The 15557-nt window shown below is 66.4% G+C and carries 11 protein-coding genes; 2 read left to right on the top strand and 9 right to left on the bottom strand.

The window, feature by feature from the left end; all coding sequences use genetic code 11:
* A complete protein-coding gene (gene treS / locus QFZ60_RS16735; RefSeq protein ID WP_307091933.1) occupies positions 1–1794 on the bottom strand; it encodes a maltose alpha-D-glucosyltransferase in 1794 nt (597 codons plus the stop codon).
* On the bottom strand, positions 1791–3833 hold the full coding sequence (locus tag QFZ60_RS16740) for an alpha-1,4-glucan--maltose-1-phosphate maltosyltransferase (RefSeq protein WP_307093360.1): 2043 nt from the start codon (positions 3831–3833) through the stop codon (positions 1791–1793). Before QFZ60_RS16740 ends, treS begins: the two co-directional genes overlap by 4 nt.
* Before the next feature lie 191 nt (positions 3834–4024).
* On the opposite strand from QFZ60_RS16740, the gene glgP reads away from it, so the two are divergent.
* Together glgP and QFZ60_RS16750 are read left to right on the top strand one after the other, a co-directional pair.
* Positions 4025–6643: an alpha-glucan family phosphorylase gene (gene glgP, locus QFZ60_RS16745; RefSeq protein ID WP_307091935.1), complete on the top strand. Its 2619-nt coding sequence runs from the start codon at positions 4025–4027 to the stop codon at positions 6641–6643.
* Between the two features lie 63 nt (positions 6644–6706).
* A complete protein-coding gene (locus QFZ60_RS16750) occupies positions 6707–8494 on the top strand; it encodes a thiamine pyrophosphate-requiring protein (protein ID WP_307091937.1) in 1788 nt (595 codons plus the stop codon).
* Positions 8495–8534: 40 nt separating this feature from the next.
* Here the strand turns inward: QFZ60_RS16750 and QFZ60_RS16755 are convergent, their stop codons facing one another.
* The 7 genes from QFZ60_RS16755 to ispD form a co-directional block, all read right to left on the bottom strand.
* On the bottom strand, positions 8535–8891 hold the full coding sequence (locus tag QFZ60_RS16755; protein WP_142119939.1) for a barstar family protein: 357 nt from the start codon (positions 8889–8891) through the stop codon (positions 8535–8537).
* Positions 8892–8898: 7 nt separating this feature from the next.
* On the bottom strand, positions 8899–9387 hold the full coding sequence (locus QFZ60_RS16760; protein ID WP_307091939.1) for a ribonuclease domain-containing protein: 489 nt from the start codon (positions 9385–9387) through the stop codon (positions 8899–8901).
* 7 nt (positions 9388–9394) lie between these two features.
* Entirely contained in the window at positions 9395–11500 is a 2106-nt protein-coding gene (glgX, locus tag QFZ60_RS16765) for a glycogen debranching protein GlgX (RefSeq protein WP_307091940.1), read from the bottom strand.
* A 91-nt stretch (positions 11501–11591) separates the two neighbouring features.
* The gene (rlmB, locus tag QFZ60_RS16770) at positions 11592–12581 is read right to left on the bottom strand and encodes a 23S rRNA (guanosine(2251)-2'-O)-methyltransferase RlmB (protein ID WP_307091941.1); all 990 of its coding nucleotides are present in this window, start codon (positions 12579–12581) and stop codon (positions 11592–11594) included.
* A gap of 105 nt (positions 12582–12686) precedes the next feature.
* Positions 12687–14153 carry a cysteine--tRNA ligase gene (gene cysS, locus QFZ60_RS16775; RefSeq protein ID WP_307091943.1) on the bottom strand — a complete coding sequence of 489 codons (1467 nt, stop codon included), beginning with the start codon at positions 14151–14153 and terminating at the stop codon, positions 12687–12689.
* A 9-nt stretch (positions 14154–14162) separates the two neighbouring features.
* A complete protein-coding gene (ispF, locus tag QFZ60_RS16780) occupies positions 14163–14675 on the bottom strand; it encodes a 2-C-methyl-D-erythritol 2,4-cyclodiphosphate synthase (protein ID WP_142119930.1) in 513 nt (170 codons plus the stop codon).
* A complete protein-coding gene (gene ispD / locus QFZ60_RS16785) occupies positions 14672–15454 on the bottom strand; it encodes a 2-C-methyl-D-erythritol 4-phosphate cytidylyltransferase (RefSeq protein WP_142119928.1) in 783 nt (260 codons plus the stop codon). The genes ispF and ispD overlap by 4 nt, the downstream gene beginning before the upstream one ends.
* Positions 15455–15557 lie beyond the last annotated feature (103 nt).

Genomic DNA, 15557 nt, shown 5'->3' on the forward strand with positions numbered 1-15557 from the left:
TCAGTTCTCTATCGACAGGATGGGCATGGCCTGGGTGTAGGGCGACGACGGATTGGACCCCGCCGAGCGCATCCGGAGCCAGAAGAAATCGTGGCTTCCGATGGTCAGGGTGAGCGTCCCGTCATCGCCGATGCCGGGGAAGATCTGTCCACCGAAGACGTCGCGCAATCCGCGCCCGGCATATTCGGGGATGCGAAGGGTGGCAGCGACCGGGTGCTGGGAGAGGTTGAAGGCGCACAGAACCGTCTCGCCGTCGACTCCCGCCGGGTTGCTGTCCGGCAGTACGCGAAGGTAGGCCACGACGGCATCGTGGTCTGCCTCGACGTGCTTGAATTCGCCCAGCCCGAACGCGGGGTGGTTCTTGCGGACGCTGAGGATCTGCCGGGTCCAGCGAAGCAGGGAGCCGGAATGGGCGGCCTCGGCTTCGACATTGGCCATGCTGTAGTTGTAGACCAGTGATTGGATGGGCGGCAGGTACAGCTTGCCGGGGTCCGCGCTGGAGAAACCTGCATTCCGGTCCGGGTTCCACTGCATGGGGGTCCGGACGGCGTCGCGGTCCTCAAGCCAAATGTTGTCCCCCATGCCGATCTCGTCCCCGTAGTAGAGGAACGGGCTGCCCGGAAGCGAGAGCAGGAGGGCATTGATCAACTCAATCTCGGCCCGCGAGTTATCCAGCAGCGGAGCCAGCCTGCGCCGGATGCCGATATTGGCTCGCATTCTCGGATCCGGGGCGTACCAGCCCAGCATGGCGGCGCGCTCGTCCGCAGTAACCATTTCAAGGGTCAGCTCGTCGTGGTTGCGCAGGAACGTGCCCCACTGTGCGCCCTCCGGGATGTCCGGGGTGTCGCGCATGGTTTCGATGATGGGCGCGGCCTTCTGGTCCCGCAGTGCGTAATAGAGGCGCGGCATGATGGGGAAGTGGAACGCCATGTGGCATTCAGGTTCGTCCTCGGTGCCGAAGTACTCCACCACTTCGTTGGGCGGCTGGTTGGCCTCAGCGATAATGACGCGCCCGGGGTAGCTTTCGTCCACCATGGTGCGGAGCCGCCGGAGGAAATCGTGGGTTGCCGGAAGGTTCTCGCAGTTGGTCCCTTCCTCCTCGTAGAGGTACGGGATGGCGTCCGCGCGGAACCCGTCAATGCCCTGGTCCAGCCAGAACCGGACCACATCAAAGAGCGCCTCGATGACCTTTGGGTTTTCGAAGTTCAGGTCCGGCTGGTGGCTGAAGAAACGGTGCCAGAAGAACTGCCGCCGGATGGGATCGAAGGTCCAGTTGGATTCCTCGGTGTCCACGAAGATGATGCGCGCGTCCTGGTACTTCTCGTCCGTGTCGCTCCAGACGTAGAAGTCCCCGAAGGGGCCGTCAGGATCCTTCCGTGACTCCTGGAACCAGGGGTGCTGGTCCGAGGTGTGGTTCAACGGCAGGTCGATGATGACCCGGACGCCGCGGGCGTGGGCTTCTGCCACCAGCCGCTTGAAATCGCTGATCGTGCCGAATTCGTCCAGGACCGAGTTGTAGTCGGAAATGTCGTAGCCGCCGTCCCGCAGCGGCGACTGGAAGAACGGGGGCAGCCACAGGCAGTCCACACCCAGCCACTGCAGGTAGTCCAGCCGGTCGATGAGTCCGGAGAAATCCCCGGACCCATCGCCGTTGGCATCCGCAAAGGCCCTGACAAGTACTTCATAGAACACTGCCTTGCGGTACCACAGCGGGTCATGCTGGAGGCCAGGCGCATTTAGCTCGAACGTGCTCTTTGGGGTGAAGTGGCCGGAACTTTGCGGATTGAAATTCACGAATGCATTCTCCTCACGCTCAGAATGTGGGCCGGTTCCACGTGCGGGTCAAGCCGCACGTAGTTGTACTCGCCCCACTCCCAGCTTTGGCCGGAGATCAGGTCGTCCACGTAGAAGCCGCCGCCCGGGGTGCGGTCCTGCGGGTCCAGCTCCAGGGCCGCCATGTCCAGGATCACGCTGCATTCCTTGGTGACGTGGGGATCCACGTTGACCACCACGATGATGGTGTCCTTGGACCCGTCCGGAAGGGTCTTGTGCTTGGAGTAGACCACGGTGGACTCGTCCGTGCTTTGGTGGACCGTCAGGTTCTGCAGGTCCAGCAGCGCAGGGTGGTCACGCCGGATGTGGTTGAGCCGGGTGATGTACGGCGCCAGCGAACGCCCCGATTCCGCGGCCGCATCCCAGTCGCGGGCCTTGTACTCGAACTTCTCGTTGTCGATGTACTCCTCGGCACCGGGCCGGGCGACGTGCTCGTACAGTTCGTAACCTGCATAGACGCCCCAGAGCGGGCTTCCGGTGGAGGCAAGGACAGCCCGGATCCGGAACGCCGCCGGCCCGCCGTACTGCAGGTACTCCGTGAGTATGTCCGGGGTGTTGACGAAGAAGTTGGGGCGGAAGAACGCCGGGGATTCGTGGCTGACTTCGTCGAAGTACGCCTCGATCTCCTTCTTCGTGTTGCGCCAGGTGAAGTAGGTGTAGGACTGCTGGAAGCCAGCGCGGCCCAGTGCGTGCATCATGGCAGGACGGGTGAACGCTTCGGCGAGGAACACCACGCCGGGCGCTGTTTTATTCACTTCGGCAATAAGCCATTCCCAGAACCACACCGGTTTGGTGTGCGGGTTATCCACCCGGAAAATCTTTACGCCGTGGCTGACCCACAAGAGGACAATCCGCAGAATTTCCTGGGAAAGCCCTTCGGGGTCATTATCGAAATTGAGCGGATATATGTCCTGGTACTTCTTTGGCGGGTTTTCGGCATAGGCAATGCTGCCGTCCACCCTGGTGGTGAACCATTCCGGGTGGGACTGCACCCAGGGGTGGTCCGGGGCCGCCTGGAGCGCAAGGTCCAGGGCCACTTCCAGGCCCAGTTCGTTGGCCCGCGCCACGAAAGCGTCGAAGTCCTCGAAGGAACCGAGGTCGGGATGGATGGCATCGTGGCCGCCCTCCTTGGCTCCAATGGCCCAGGGCGAGCCGGGATCATGGGGGCCGGCAACGAGGGTGTTGTTGGGTCCCTTGCGGAACTGCACGCCGATGGGATGGATGGGCGGCATGTACAGGACGTCGAACCCCATGGCGGCCACGGCGTCAAGCCGCTTGGCCGCGGTCCGGAAGTTTCCTGAGGTCCACTCCCCTGTGTTGTGGTCCCTCACCGCCCCTTCGGAGCGGGGGAAGAACTCATACCAGGCGCCGCGGCCGGCCCTGTCCCGCTCCACCAGCAGCGGATACTTCTCGGAAACCGTGACCAGTTCCCGGATGGGCTGGCGTGCCACGATGTCTGCGATTTCCTGGCTGAACCCGGCGCCCAGCCGTTCCTCGGTGCTGCGGGACTGGTCGGCCAGGACGCCGGAAGCGTGCCGCAGGGCGGCCCGGTCAACTTCGTCCCGGAAGTCTTCCGCGGACGCTTCGCCCAGCAGTTTGGCACCTTCGGCGAGCATGAGTTCCACGTCGATCCCGGCGTCGATCTTCACCTCCGCGTTGTGGTGCCAGGTGCCGTAGCGGTCGTGCCAGGCTTCGATCACAAAGGACCAGTTCCCGGTTTCCGACGGCGTGAGCACGCCTTCCCAGCGGTCCGTTCCCATCCCGCGTTCCCCGCGGGGCGGCGCAAGCCGCACGCGCTGGCGCTCTGCGCCGGAGGGATCCAGGAGTACGGCGCTGACGCCGAGCTGGTCGTGCCCTTCCCGGAAGGCGGTGGCGCCAACCACAATGGACTCGCCGGGCAGGGCTTTGGCCGGAAACTTGCCGTCCTCGACGACAGGCTGCACGGCGGTGATGGGAAAACGCCCGAACCGCAGGCCCTCGGTGATGCGGCGCTGGGGCATTTTGGTGGATGCGGCACTGGTTCCTGAGTTAGTCGTCACAGGCTCGACGTTAGCGAGAAATGGCCAGGATTGCTAAGCGTGCTCACTAAATTCCTTGTGCCGTGGCGTAATTTCTTCATGCCCCTGTCATTTACCCAAAAGAAACCGAAAGCTGGTTCCAGCCGCGCATGTTGTCGGTTAGTGTGACGCAGGTGAAGGCAATCCGCAGGTTTACGGTCCGTACAGTCCTCCCCGAGCCGATCAGGCCACTGGCCCGGCTGGCCAGCAATTTGCGGTGGTCCTGGCACCGTCCCACCCGGGAACTTTTCGCCGGGCTGAACCCGCGGCTGTGGGAGGAAAGCGGGCAGGACCCCGTGGGTTTCCTGGGGATGGTCAGCCGCGAGGAATTCCAGCAGCTCGCCACGGACCAGTCGGTGGTGGACCGGGTGCGTGCCGCCGAGGAGGACCTTGACCGGTACCTTGAGGAGCCGCGCTGGTACCAGGGCCTGGGCCCGGAGGCCCCGGCCTCCATTGCCTACTTCTCCCCCGAGTTCGGCATCACCGAGGTCCTGCCGCAGTATTCGGGCGGCCTGGGCATCCTGGCCGGTGACCACCTGAAAGCTGCCTCGGACCTGGGTGTTCCCCTGATCGGGGTGGGCCTGCTGTACCAGGCCGGCTATTTCAAGCAGTCGCTGTCGCGCGATGCCTGGCAGCAGGAGACCTACCCCGTCCTGGATCCGGACGGGTTGCCCCTGACGCTGCTCCGCGAGCCTTCCCCTGACGGCAACGGCAAAGCCCTGCAGATCTCCCTCCCCCTCCCCAACGGAAGGCGACTGCTGGCACATATCTGGCGTGCCGACGTCGGACGCGTTCCCTTGCTCCTGCTGGACTCCAACGTGCCGGGCAACGACGACGCCGCCCGCAGCATCACGGACCGGCTGTACGGCGGCGGCGGCGACCACCGGCTGCAGCAGGAGCTGCTGCTGGGCATGGGCGGGGTCAAGGCCCTGCGCGCCTTCCAGAAGCTCACGGGCTGCGCCGCACCGGAGGTGTTCCACACCAACGAAGGGCACGCGGGGTTCCTTGGGATCGAACGCATCCAGGAACTGATGTCCGGGGAGCAGGCGCTGACGTTCGACGAAGCGCTGGCCGCGGGGCGCGCCTCCACGGTCTTCACCACGCACACGCCCGTCCCTGCCGGCATCGACAGGTTCGAAATCAACCAGATCAGCCACTTCTTCCAGGCCGGGCTGGCGCCCGCGGTCCCGGTGGACCGGATCCTGGAACTGGGCCGCGAAAACTACGCGGACGGCAACCCGGCAGTGTTCAACATGGCGGTGATGGGCCTGCGCCTGGCCCAGCGCGCCAATGGTGTGGCCAAGCTCCACGGTGAAGTGTCCCGCGGCATGTTCTCCGCCCTGTGGCCGGGCTTTGACCACTCCGAGGTGCCCATTACCTCCGTGACCAACGGCGTGCACGTGCCCACCTGGGTGGACAGCCGCATTTCCAAGCTGGCCCGTGACCAGTTCGGCAGCGAGGCGGAAGCGCTGGGCAAATGGGACCTGGCCTACAACGTCAGCGACGCCGATGTGTGGGCCTTGCGCCGGGAGATGCGGGCTGCCCTGGTGGAGGACGTCCGCCGCCGGCTGCGCGCAGCCTGGAAAAAGCGCGGCGCGGCCGACGCCGAGCTTGGCTGGACGGACAACGTCCTGGACCCGGATGTGCTGACCATCGGGTTTGCCCGACGGGTGCCCACATACAAGCGGCTCACGCTGATGCTGCGCGAGCCGGCGCGGCTCAAGGCACTGCTCCTGCACAAGGAGCACCCCATCCAGCTGGTCATCGCCGGAAAGTCCCACCCCGCCGATGACGCCGGCAAGAAGATGATCCAGGACCTGGTGCGCTTCACTGACGATCCCGAGGTGCGGCACCGCATCGCGTTCCTGCCCAACTACGACATCGCCATGGCCAGGACCCTGTTCCCTGGCTGCGACGTCTGGCTGAACAACCCGCTGCGGCCGCTGGAGGCCTGCGGGACGTCCGGCATGAAGGCGGCGCTGAACGGATCCCTGAACCTGTCCGTCCTGGACGGCTGGTGGGATGAGATGTACGACGGCGAGAACGGCTGGGCGATCCCCACGGCCAACAACGACGCTTCCCCGGAGGAACGCGACGACATCGAGGCCGCGGCTCTGTACGAGCTGCTGGAAACACAGGTGGCCCCGCGCTTCTACGGGAGCACGGTGTCCGAAGGGGCAGGAGCTGCCGGCCCCTCGACCACCAGGAGCGAAACGGTGCCCACGCACTGGGTGTCCATGATCAAGCACACCCTGTCCCACCTCGGCCCGGCCGTGTCCGCGGAGCGCATGCTCCGTGACTACGTGAACATCCTGTACCGCCCCGCCGCGGAAGCCGGCCGCAGCGCCACCGCCAACTCGTACGCCCAGGCCCGTGCCCTGGCATCCTGGTCCGCGAAGGTCCGCGGCGCCTGGCCCCAGGTGCACGTGGAGCACGTGGACTCGGTGGGCGTATCGGAGGATCCGCAGATCGGCGATACCCTCCAGGTCAACGCCTACGTGGCCCTGAACGCGCTGACCCCCGACGATGTCTCCGTGGAAGTGGCCTACGGCCGGGCGGAGGAAAATGACGCCCTTGCAGACATCACCATGATGGAACTGCAGGTGAAGGAGGACCTGGGCAGCGGCCGGCACCTGTTCAGCGGTTCGCTTGTCATCGACCGCTCGGGACCGTTCGGATACACGGTCCGCGTCCTGCCCCGGCATGAAGCCCTGGCCTCGAAAGCGGAACTGGGACTGATCGTCAACGCTTAGCCCCTTTGCCGGATGGGTAAGGCTCCTTGCAGGCACGGAACCAACCCGACGCAGGAGGGCTCAATGACCGAACGTACAGTGGCCGATGTCATCGTGGAGCGCCTCACCACATGGGGTGTTGGCCGGGTCTTCGGCTACAGCGGGGACGGCATCAACGGGTTCATGGGCGCCCTGCGCCGGACCGACGGGCAGGTGGAGTTCGTCCAGGCCCGGCACGAGGAGTCCGCGGCCTTCATGGCCGTGGGCCACGCCAAGTACACCGGCGGCGTGGGGGTGGTGACCTCCACCCAGGGCCCCGGCGCCGTCCACCTGCTCAACGGCCTGTATGACGCAAAGCTGGACGGCGTGCCGGTGGTGGCCATCGTGGGACAGCAGAGCCGCACGGTGCTGGGTTCGGCCTACATGCAGGAAATCGACCTCATGGCGTTGTTCAAGGACGTCGCGTCGCAGTTCGTGCAGCAGGTCAGCGCACCGGAGCAGGTGCCCATGGTCCTGGACCGTGCCTTCCGGGCGGCGAAGGCCACCTCCTCCCCCTGCGTGGTCATCATTCCGCATGACGTGCAGTCCGCTCCCGCCCCGGAGCTCGAGCAGCAGCACGGCATCGTGGTCACTGCCCCCTCCTGGAGTGCTGCAGCCAAGACCCCGCGGGAGGAGGACCTGGCCGCCGCAGCCGCCCTCCTGAATTCTGCGGAGCGGGTGGCACTCCTGGTGGGCCAGGGCGCCAGGCATGCCGCCGGGGAAGTGGTGGCCGTGGCGGAAAAGCTTGGGGCAGGCATCGCCACGAGCCTGCTGGGGAAGCCATATATTGATGAGAACCTGCCCTTTGCGGTGGGGACCATGGGCCACCTTGGCACCACGGCGAGCGCCCACCTGCTGGGTAACTGCGACGCGCTCCTCATCGTGGGGTCCAATGACCCCTGGACGGAGTTCTACCCGCCGCCCGGGGCTGCCCGCGCCGTGCAGATCGACATCGACGAGAAGAAGATCGGCAACCGGTATCCCGTGGAGGTGGGCCTGGCGGGAGATGCCGCGTCTGCACTGGAAGCTTTGAACCAGCGACTGGAACACCGTCAGCCCACCCCATGGCGATCAGTTGTGGAGGAGGAAGTCAGCCGCTGGCGGATCCTCTCGGCAGACCGGGCCGCCGTGCCCGCCAGCCCTGTCAATCCCGAACGCGTGGTCCGGGAGCTCAACGGCAGGCTGCCGGAGAACGCCCAGCTGAGTGTCGACGTCGGAAGCTGCGTCTACTGGTATGCCCGGCAACTGATGCTGCCCCAGGGCGTCCCGGCGCATCTGTCCGGGACGCTGGCCAGCATGGGCTGCGCCATCCCGTACGGGCTTGCCGCCAAGCTGGCGCATCCGGACCGTCCCTTGGTGGCCCTGGCCGGAGACGGTGCCATGCAGATGCTGGGCACCGCCGAACTGGTCACGGTGGCGCACCGCTGGCGCGACTGGCAGGATCCGAGGTTCGTGGTGTGCGTCTTCAACAACCGGGAGCTCACCGAAGTCACGTGGGAGCAGCGTGAGTCCGAGGCCGAACCACGCTTTGCCGCCAGCCAGGAACTGCCCGATTTTCCGTTCGCCGGCTACGCGGACCTGCTGGGGCTGAAGGGCATCCGGGTGGAGGACCCGGAGCGGATCGCAGACGCCTGGGACCAGGCGTTTGCAGCGGACTGCCCCGTGGTGATCGAGGTCCTGACCGACCCCGAGATCCCGTTGCTTCCGCCGTTCCCGGCCGGGCGCCAGAAGGCGGAAAGCATGCGCAAGGGACTGGCGGCGGAGGACGACGGCGGCCGGGCCTCAGCGCTGCTGGACACCTACGTCTCGCACGAGGAACGCCGCGAGGGCTAGGCGCGGAAGCCGGGGACGGCGTTAGGGCCGCCCGCCGGGCTCAGAGCAGCACGGCGGTAACGGCAAGGTCTTTGCCCGCGTACCGTTCGGCGTCCTGCAGGATTTCGCAGATGATGCCGAACGACCTGTCGCTGCGGAACGGGGCCGCCACCTGCCACAGCACGGTGATGGGCGGGTTGCCGTTGTCGGTGATGCTGTCTGCAAAGTCGTGGAGCGAATCGTTCAGTGCATCCAGGTTCACGCCGTAGTGCTCGGGAAAGTCCAGGACCTCACCGAAGGTTTCCAGGACAGCGCGTTTGCTGTCCGCGGGAGGGACCACCACGCTGCGCCGGCCGGCGTCGGCCACCTGTTCCTGCAGTTCTTCCAGGGTCCAGGTGTCGCCGGAGAAGATTCTCATGGTTGTGCTAGTTGCCTTCCGCTATGTACTTGAACGTTGCGTAGTGGTCACTGGTGTAATACTTCTCCCCGCCGTCGCCGGCCACGATGCGCCGCGCGCCCCGGTCCGCTTCCCCGGGAGTAGGAACGGTGTACTCGCGGTAGTAGCCGCGGTTCCGGACGGGCAGGACCCGCTCAAAGTTGCCGAACACCTGGTCATCCTGGCTGTACCGGAACGGGCCGCCTGCCCGGATCAGACCCAGCACCCGGCGGCCCTCCGCGGGGAGGGCCGATTCGCGGATCTCCGGCAGGCCGGACGGGTTGGCGCTCCGCTGTGGCGGGGACTGCTTCGCTGCCGCGGACGCGGCCGTTCCACCCGGCGTGGAGCTGGGGCTGGAAGCCGTTTCCGGCGTCGTGCGTTCCGTCTGCTGGCCCAGGAGGCCGGCGCCGCCGAACGCCACCAAGGCCAGCACCACGAGGGCGGCCAGGAGCAAGGGAAGGACAGAGCGGTTGCGCATTGATGGCCTACGTGCGGTAAATGCTGATGGAGTTGGCCTCGGCAAGGTCGGTTTCCCCCGAAGCCACCTGGATGCCTTGCCGCTGCTTGTGGCGCGGCGAGGTGGTCAGCCGAAGCTCGAACAGGCTTGGAACTTTCCTCCCCGCATCCGGCAGGGTGACCAACACGTCCGACGCGCTGCCGTTGACCACCACCAGGCCGGCCAGGTCACCGCCGTCGTCCCCGAGCAGGAGCTGCATGACCCGGTGATGCGGATCGTTCCAGCGTTCGGCGGACATGGGCTGGCCATCCTGGTCGAACCAGTAAAGGTACGACTGTTCGTCCCGGACGGGGAAGTCATGCGGCTGGGCGGCCAGGAACTCCTTGCGCAAGCGGATGTACCGTTTGGTGCTCCGCAGCATTTCGTGCGCCTCCGGCGTCATGGTCCAGTCAAGCCAGTTAATGGCATTGTCCTGGCAGTAGGCGTTGTTGTTCCCCTGCTGCGTCCTGGCCAGCTCGTCGCCGGCGGTGATCATGGGAACGCCCAGCGAAACCATCAATGACGCCATGAGGTTCCGCCGCGACTGTGCCCGTTTTTCCAGGATCACGCCGTTCTCGGTGGGACCCTCCACGCCATGGTTGTAGCTGCGGTTGTCCCCGTGCCCGTCCCTGTTCTCTTCGCCGTTGTCCTCGTTGTGCTTTCGGTCGTAGGACACAAGGTCGTTCATGGTGAAGCCGTCGTGGGCGGTGACGAAGTTGACCGATGCCAGCCGCGAGCGTCCGGACGCCTGGAAGAGGCTGGCGGAACCGGAAAGGGCATCAGCGAGTTTGGCCATGGTCCCGCCGTGGCCGCCGGAATCGATGGCCCCACGGTCTGCCAGCCAGAAGGTACGGACGGCGTCGCGGAAGTGGTCGTTCCAGTCCACCCATCCGGGCGGGAACCTGCCGGTCTGCCAGCCTCCATAGCCAATGTCCCAGGGCTCGGCGATCAGCTTGACCTCGGACAACACGGGGTCGGCGGCGACGGCGGTGAGGAAGGGATGTTCGGGGTCGAACTCATTGGCGGCGTCCCTGCAGAGCGTGACGGCGAGGTCGAACCGGAAGCCGTCGATGTGGAACTCGTCCACCCAGTACCTCAGGGAATCGGTCACCAGCTGGACCACGCGCGGGTCCGCGAAGTTGAGCGAGTTGCCGCAGCCGGTGGTGTCGATGTACTTGCCGTGGCCGTCCACCCGGTAGTACGTGTCCTCCCCCAGGCCCCTGAAGCTCAGGACCGGACCATCGGGCCCGCCTTCGGCCGTGTGGTTGTAAACAACGTCCAGGATGACCTCGAGCCCGGCGGCGTGGAGTGCCTTGACCATAGCCTTGAACTCATCCTGGACGGCCTGCGGGCCTTCCTCCCGTGCCGCCCTGGTGGCATAACCAGGGTGCAGGGCGAAGAACGCGGCGGTGTTGTACCCCCAGTAGTTGGCCAGGCCGAGGTCCTGCAGGTGCGGCTCATCGATGTGGAAGTGCACGGGAAGGAGCTGGACGGACGTGATGCCCAGGCTGGTCAGGTGCTCCACCACGGCGGGGTGGGCCAGGCCGGCGTAGGTGCCCCTGAGCTCTTCCGGAACATCGGGGTGGAGCATGCTCTGGCCGCGGACATGCGCTTCGTAAACGATGGTGTTCCGCCAGGGAAGGCGCAGGCGTTCGTCCGCCCCCCAGTCGAAATCGGCGGCAGTCCGTACGCTGGTGAGGAAGCCGTCGCGCTGGTCCACCGCCCGGCCATAAGGGTCCAGGAGCAGGGGCTGCCTAACGGAACCGTTCCCGTTGGCCGAGGCGGCCCCCGGAGGCAGTGAATGGCCGTCTGTGGTGGGACGGAAGCCGTAGCGGGATCCGTAGGGCAGGTCCTCCACAATGCCGTGATGGACGCCCCGGGTCACATTGGGCAACGTCTGGACCCGCCACCGGCCCCCGGGAGGACAGTAAACGATGTCCAGGCTGGACACCCCGGGAGCCAGGCAGGCGACGTTGGCGCGCGCGCCGGCATGGTGCCGGGTACCGCCCGAATCAGCGCGCGGAACACTGACACCAAGCGGAACGGCCGAGGAGGCGTCCATGGCGGAAGCAGTGTCGAAGAGCGGCATGACCATCACCTAAATAGTAGCCGCCAGCGGCACTGACCTGCCCGTTCGCCCCTGCGGCGCCGGGTAACCAGCCCGGCAAGGTCCGGGCCTGGAGTGCTTACCCTGCTGCGCGCTGCCGGGAGACCTCGTACAGCGAGATACCCACGGCCATTGAAGCGTTGAGCGACTCCATGGCGGAATCGATGGGGATGGAGACGATCTGGTCGCAGTTCTCGCGGACCAGTCGGCTCAGGCCCTTCCCCTCGGAGCCCACCACGATGCAGACGGGTTCGGTGGCCAGGGTGAGGTCAGGCAGCGAGACGTCACCGTCGCCGTCGAGCCCCAATACGAAGATGCCCATGTTCTTGAACTGCTTCAGGGCGTTGTTCAGGTTGGAGGCGCGGGCCACCGGCACGCGGACGGCAGCGCCGGCGCTGGTCTTCCAGGCCGCTGCGGTGACGCCGACGGAGCGGCGCTCAGGCACAATGACGCCGTGGCCGCTGAAGGCGGAGACGGAGCGGATGATGGCGCCCAGGTTCCGGGGGTCCGTGATGCCGTCCAGTGCAACAAAGAGCGGCGCATTCTTGATGTGCCCCTTCTTCCACTTTTCCACGGTTTCCTCGGCCAGTTCGTAGGCGTCCTGGTACTCGTAGGGCGGAATCTGCAGCACCAGCCCCTGGTGGACGGCGTCGTCCGTCATCCGGTCAAGTTCGGGTTTGCCCGTTTCCATCAGCGGGATGCCGCGTTCGGCGGCGAGCTTCAGGGATTCCTTGACGCGGTCGTCCATCTCGATGCGGATGGCAACGTGCAGGGCTTTGGCGGGGATGCCGGCGCGGAGCGCTTCAACTACCGAGTTGCGCCCGGTCACGACTTCCTCGGTGGCACGGCCCTTGGGCCCGGACTTCGCCGCGCCGGCGCTGCGGGCACCGGTTCCGCGCTTGGCGGCGGACCGCTCGGAAAGCTGCTTGGCTTTGTGCGCCTTGTGGTACGGACGGTCCTCGGCCTTGGGCGTGGGGCCCTTGCCCTCCAGGGCCTTGCGGCCATGGCCACCGGTTCCGATGGTTGGGCCCTTCTTCGCTTTAACCGATCGGCGACCATTGTTGGCCATGATGTTCCACCCTTGATTGTGTTGACTGAGTCTGCATACCAGTCTACTGACCGAAGAAAAATCGGCGGGCTCCGGCCTTTTGCGGAGCTCAGGCGGTCCGGCGGATCAGTCCCGCTTGAGGCTCCAGGTGGCGCCGTCAGGGCCGTCCTCCACCACGACGCCGGCCTGGTTGAGGGTGTCCCGGATGGCGTCGGACGCTGCCCAGTCCTTCTCAGCCCGGGCAGCAGCGCGGGCCGCCAGCTGCGCTTCGACCAGGACGCTCAAGGCTTCGGCCTCACGGGTCGACGCCGCGGCGGAACCTTCGACGGCGTTCAGCCCCAGGACTCCGGTCATCAGGACGACGGCGTGCATCGCGTTCCGGGCAGCGTCGTCGTCGCCCTCGGCAAGGGCCGTGTTGCCCGCGCGGACTGTCTCGTGGAGTGCGGCCAGGGCGCGCGGGACGTTGAGGTCATCGTCCATGGCTTCGCAAAATGCGTTCATGGCCGGGGAAGGGGAGCCGTGGTTGCCGTCCATCGCACCCGCGTCGCCGCCGAACCGGGCACCGGCCTTGGCAAGGAACCCGTCAATGCGTTCGACGGCGGCCGCAGCCTCCTGCAGGGAGGTGGGCCGGTAGTCCAGGACGGAGCGGTAGTGTGCCTGGCCCAGGTAGTAGCGCACCACCCGGGGGGAAGCCAGTTCCAGCATTTCTGCCGGGCTGATGGTGTTGCCGATGGACTTGGACATCTTTTCGCCCTGGTAGGTCACCATGCCGTTGTGCATCCAGAAGTTCGCGAACGGGTGGCCCGCCGCCTGTGACTGCGCCATCTCGTTTTCGTGGTGCGGGAAGCGCAGGTCCAGGCCGCCGCCGTGGATGTCGAACGCCGTGCCCAGGTACTTCGTGACCATGGCCGAGCACTCAAGGTGCCAGCCGGGCCGGCCGGCTCCCCAGGGCGACGCCCAACTGGCTGTGGCCGGTTCCCCTTCTTTGGAGCCCTTCCACAGCGCAAAGTCGCGGGGGTCCTTCTTGCCGCGGGGATCGGCGTCGGGCGCTGCCTGCATGTCGTCGATGTTCTGCCGGGTCAGGGCGCCGTACTTGTCCCACGAACGGACATCGAAATACACGTCACCCGAATCGTCCAGGGCGGGGTAGGCGTGGCCGCGCTCGATGAGCTGCTGGATCAGGGCATGCATCTCGGGAATGTGCCCGGTGGCGCGGGGTTCGTAGGTGGGACGCGAGACGCCCAGGGTGTCGTAGGCCTTCAGGAACTCCTGCTCGTAGCGGTACGCCAGCGCCCACCACTCCTCGCGCGGCACTTCGCCCGCCTCTGGACTGAAGTCCGGAGCGAAGGACGCCTCGGATTTGGCAAGGATCTTGTCGTCGATGTCCGTGACGTTGCGGACCACCGTGACCCGCAGGCCCCGGTACTCAAGCCAGCGGGTGAGCTGGTCGAAGGCGATGGCGGAGCGGATGTGGCCCACGTGCGGCATGCCCTGGACGGTGGCACCGCAGTAGTAGAGGCTGACCTTGCCGTCGACGATGGGGACGAAGTTCCGGACTTCGGCGGAGGCGGTGTCATAGAAGCGCAGGGTCACCGCTCCAGACTAGCTGATGGCTTGGGGCTGCTGCGGGTACACCAGTGCGGTGGCTACCGCGGAAATACCCTCTCCGCGTCCGGTGAATCCCAGGCCGTCGCTGGTGGTGGCCGTGACACCCACGTGGGCGCCGGCGGCTTCGCTGAGGACCTTCTGGGATTCTTCCCGCCGCGGCCCGAACTTGGGCCGGTTGGCCACGAACTGCACCGCAACATTGCCGATCTCGAAACCCGCGGCCCGGACGATCCGAGCAGCTTCCGCAAGAAGGGTGGCGCCGGATGCGCCGGCGAACTCGGGGCGGTCGGTACCGAAGTGGGTGCCAAGGTCGCCGATGCCGGCGGCAGAGAACAGGGCGTCCGCGGCAGCGTGGGCCACGGCGTCACCGTCAGAGTGCCCCGCCAGGCCGCGTTCGCCGGGCCAAAGGAGTCCGCCCAGCCAGAGCGGGCGGGGTGAGTCTTCCGGCGCGTAGGCATGGACGTCGATTCCCACTCCGGTACGCGGCAGGACCATGTCCGCGCTCATCCTTCCACCCACCGGGCTCCGAGCGGACCTTCCAGGAGTCCTTCCGCGAAGATCAGGTCAAGGGGTGTGGTGATCTTGAGGGACTGCGTTGAGCCGCGGACGGCATGGACGGGGGTGCCGAGCATCTCCACCAGCATGGCGTCGTCGGTGACGGCCGCGGACTGCTGCTGATCCAGCGCTTGTGCGGCCTGGTGGGCCTGCAACAGGGTCCTGATCGTGAAACCCTGGGGCGTCTGCACAGCCCTCAGCTCCTCACGGCGGGCCGTCCCCGTGACAACCTCCGGCGCAAAGGCAGTGTCCCCGCCAGTGGTGGCGGCCACGGTCTTCACGGTGTCCACTACCGGGACTGCAGGAATGACGGCGGCAGCACCGGCGGCAAGGGCATCGGATACGCGGTGGAAGACGGATTCGGGCGTCAGTGCGCGGGCGGCATCGTGGACCAGGACCGCCTCGATGCCGTCCATCAGCGCCTCGATCCCGGCCCGGACGGAATCAGCCCGGGTGGATCCGCCGTCGACGATCGTCAGGAGCGGGCCGCCGTCGGCAAGCTCGCCACGGAAACTGTCACACAACTGGCGCAGGCCCTGGTCCCCGGCGGGCAGGGCCACGCACACCTGGCTGGCCACTCCTGACGCGACGATTCCCCGGAGGGCATGCATCAGGATGGGCTCGCCGCCGAGCGGCACAGCCGCCTTGGGCATGCCGTAGCCAAGGCGCTGCCCGGAACCGGCGGCCACAAGGATGACGGCGGTGACCAGGCGCGTGGATGAATCACTCATGCGGACAAGCCTACGACGCCGCCACTTCGGTCAGGTGCCGAGGGCACCGCCGGAAGGGCGCAAAAAAAGAAGCCCCGGCGGCACTTGCGTGCCGCCGGGGCTA

It is taken from the genome of Arthrobacter sp. B2I5 (genome assembly GCF_030816735.1).
Taxonomy (GTDB): Bacteria; Actinomycetota; Actinomycetes; order Actinomycetales; family Micrococcaceae; genus Arthrobacter.

Coding starts and splice junctions, on each gene's coding strand:
- QFZ60_RS16740 (WP_307093360.1), bottom strand. CDS start 3,833: ATGCCCCAGCGCCGCATCACCGAGGGCCTGCGGTTCGGGCGTTTTCCC.
- QFZ60_RS16750 (WP_307091937.1), top strand. CDS start 6,707: ATGACCGAACGTACAGTGGCCGATGTCATCGTGGAGCGCCTCACCACA.
- QFZ60_RS16755 (WP_142119939.1), bottom strand. CDS start 8,891: ATGAGAATCTTCTCCGGCGACACCTGGACCCTGGAAGAACTGCAGGAA.
- QFZ60_RS16760 (WP_307091939.1), bottom strand. CDS start 9,387: ATGCGCAACCGCTCTGTCCTTCCCTTGCTCCTGGCCGCCCTCGTGGTG.
- glgX (WP_307091940.1), bottom strand. CDS start 11,500: ATGGTCATGCCGCTCTTCGACACTGCTTCCGCCATGGACGCCTCCTCG.
- rlmB (WP_307091941.1), bottom strand. CDS start 12,581: ATGGCCAACAATGGTCGCCGATCGGTTAAAGCGAAGAAGGGCCCAACC.
- ispF (WP_142119930.1), bottom strand. CDS start 14,675: ATGAGCGCGGACATGGTCCTGCCGCGTACCGGAGTGGGAATCGACGTC.
- ispD (WP_142119928.1), bottom strand. CDS start 15,454: ATGAGTGATTCATCCACGCGCCTGGTCACCGCCGTCATCCTTGTGGCC.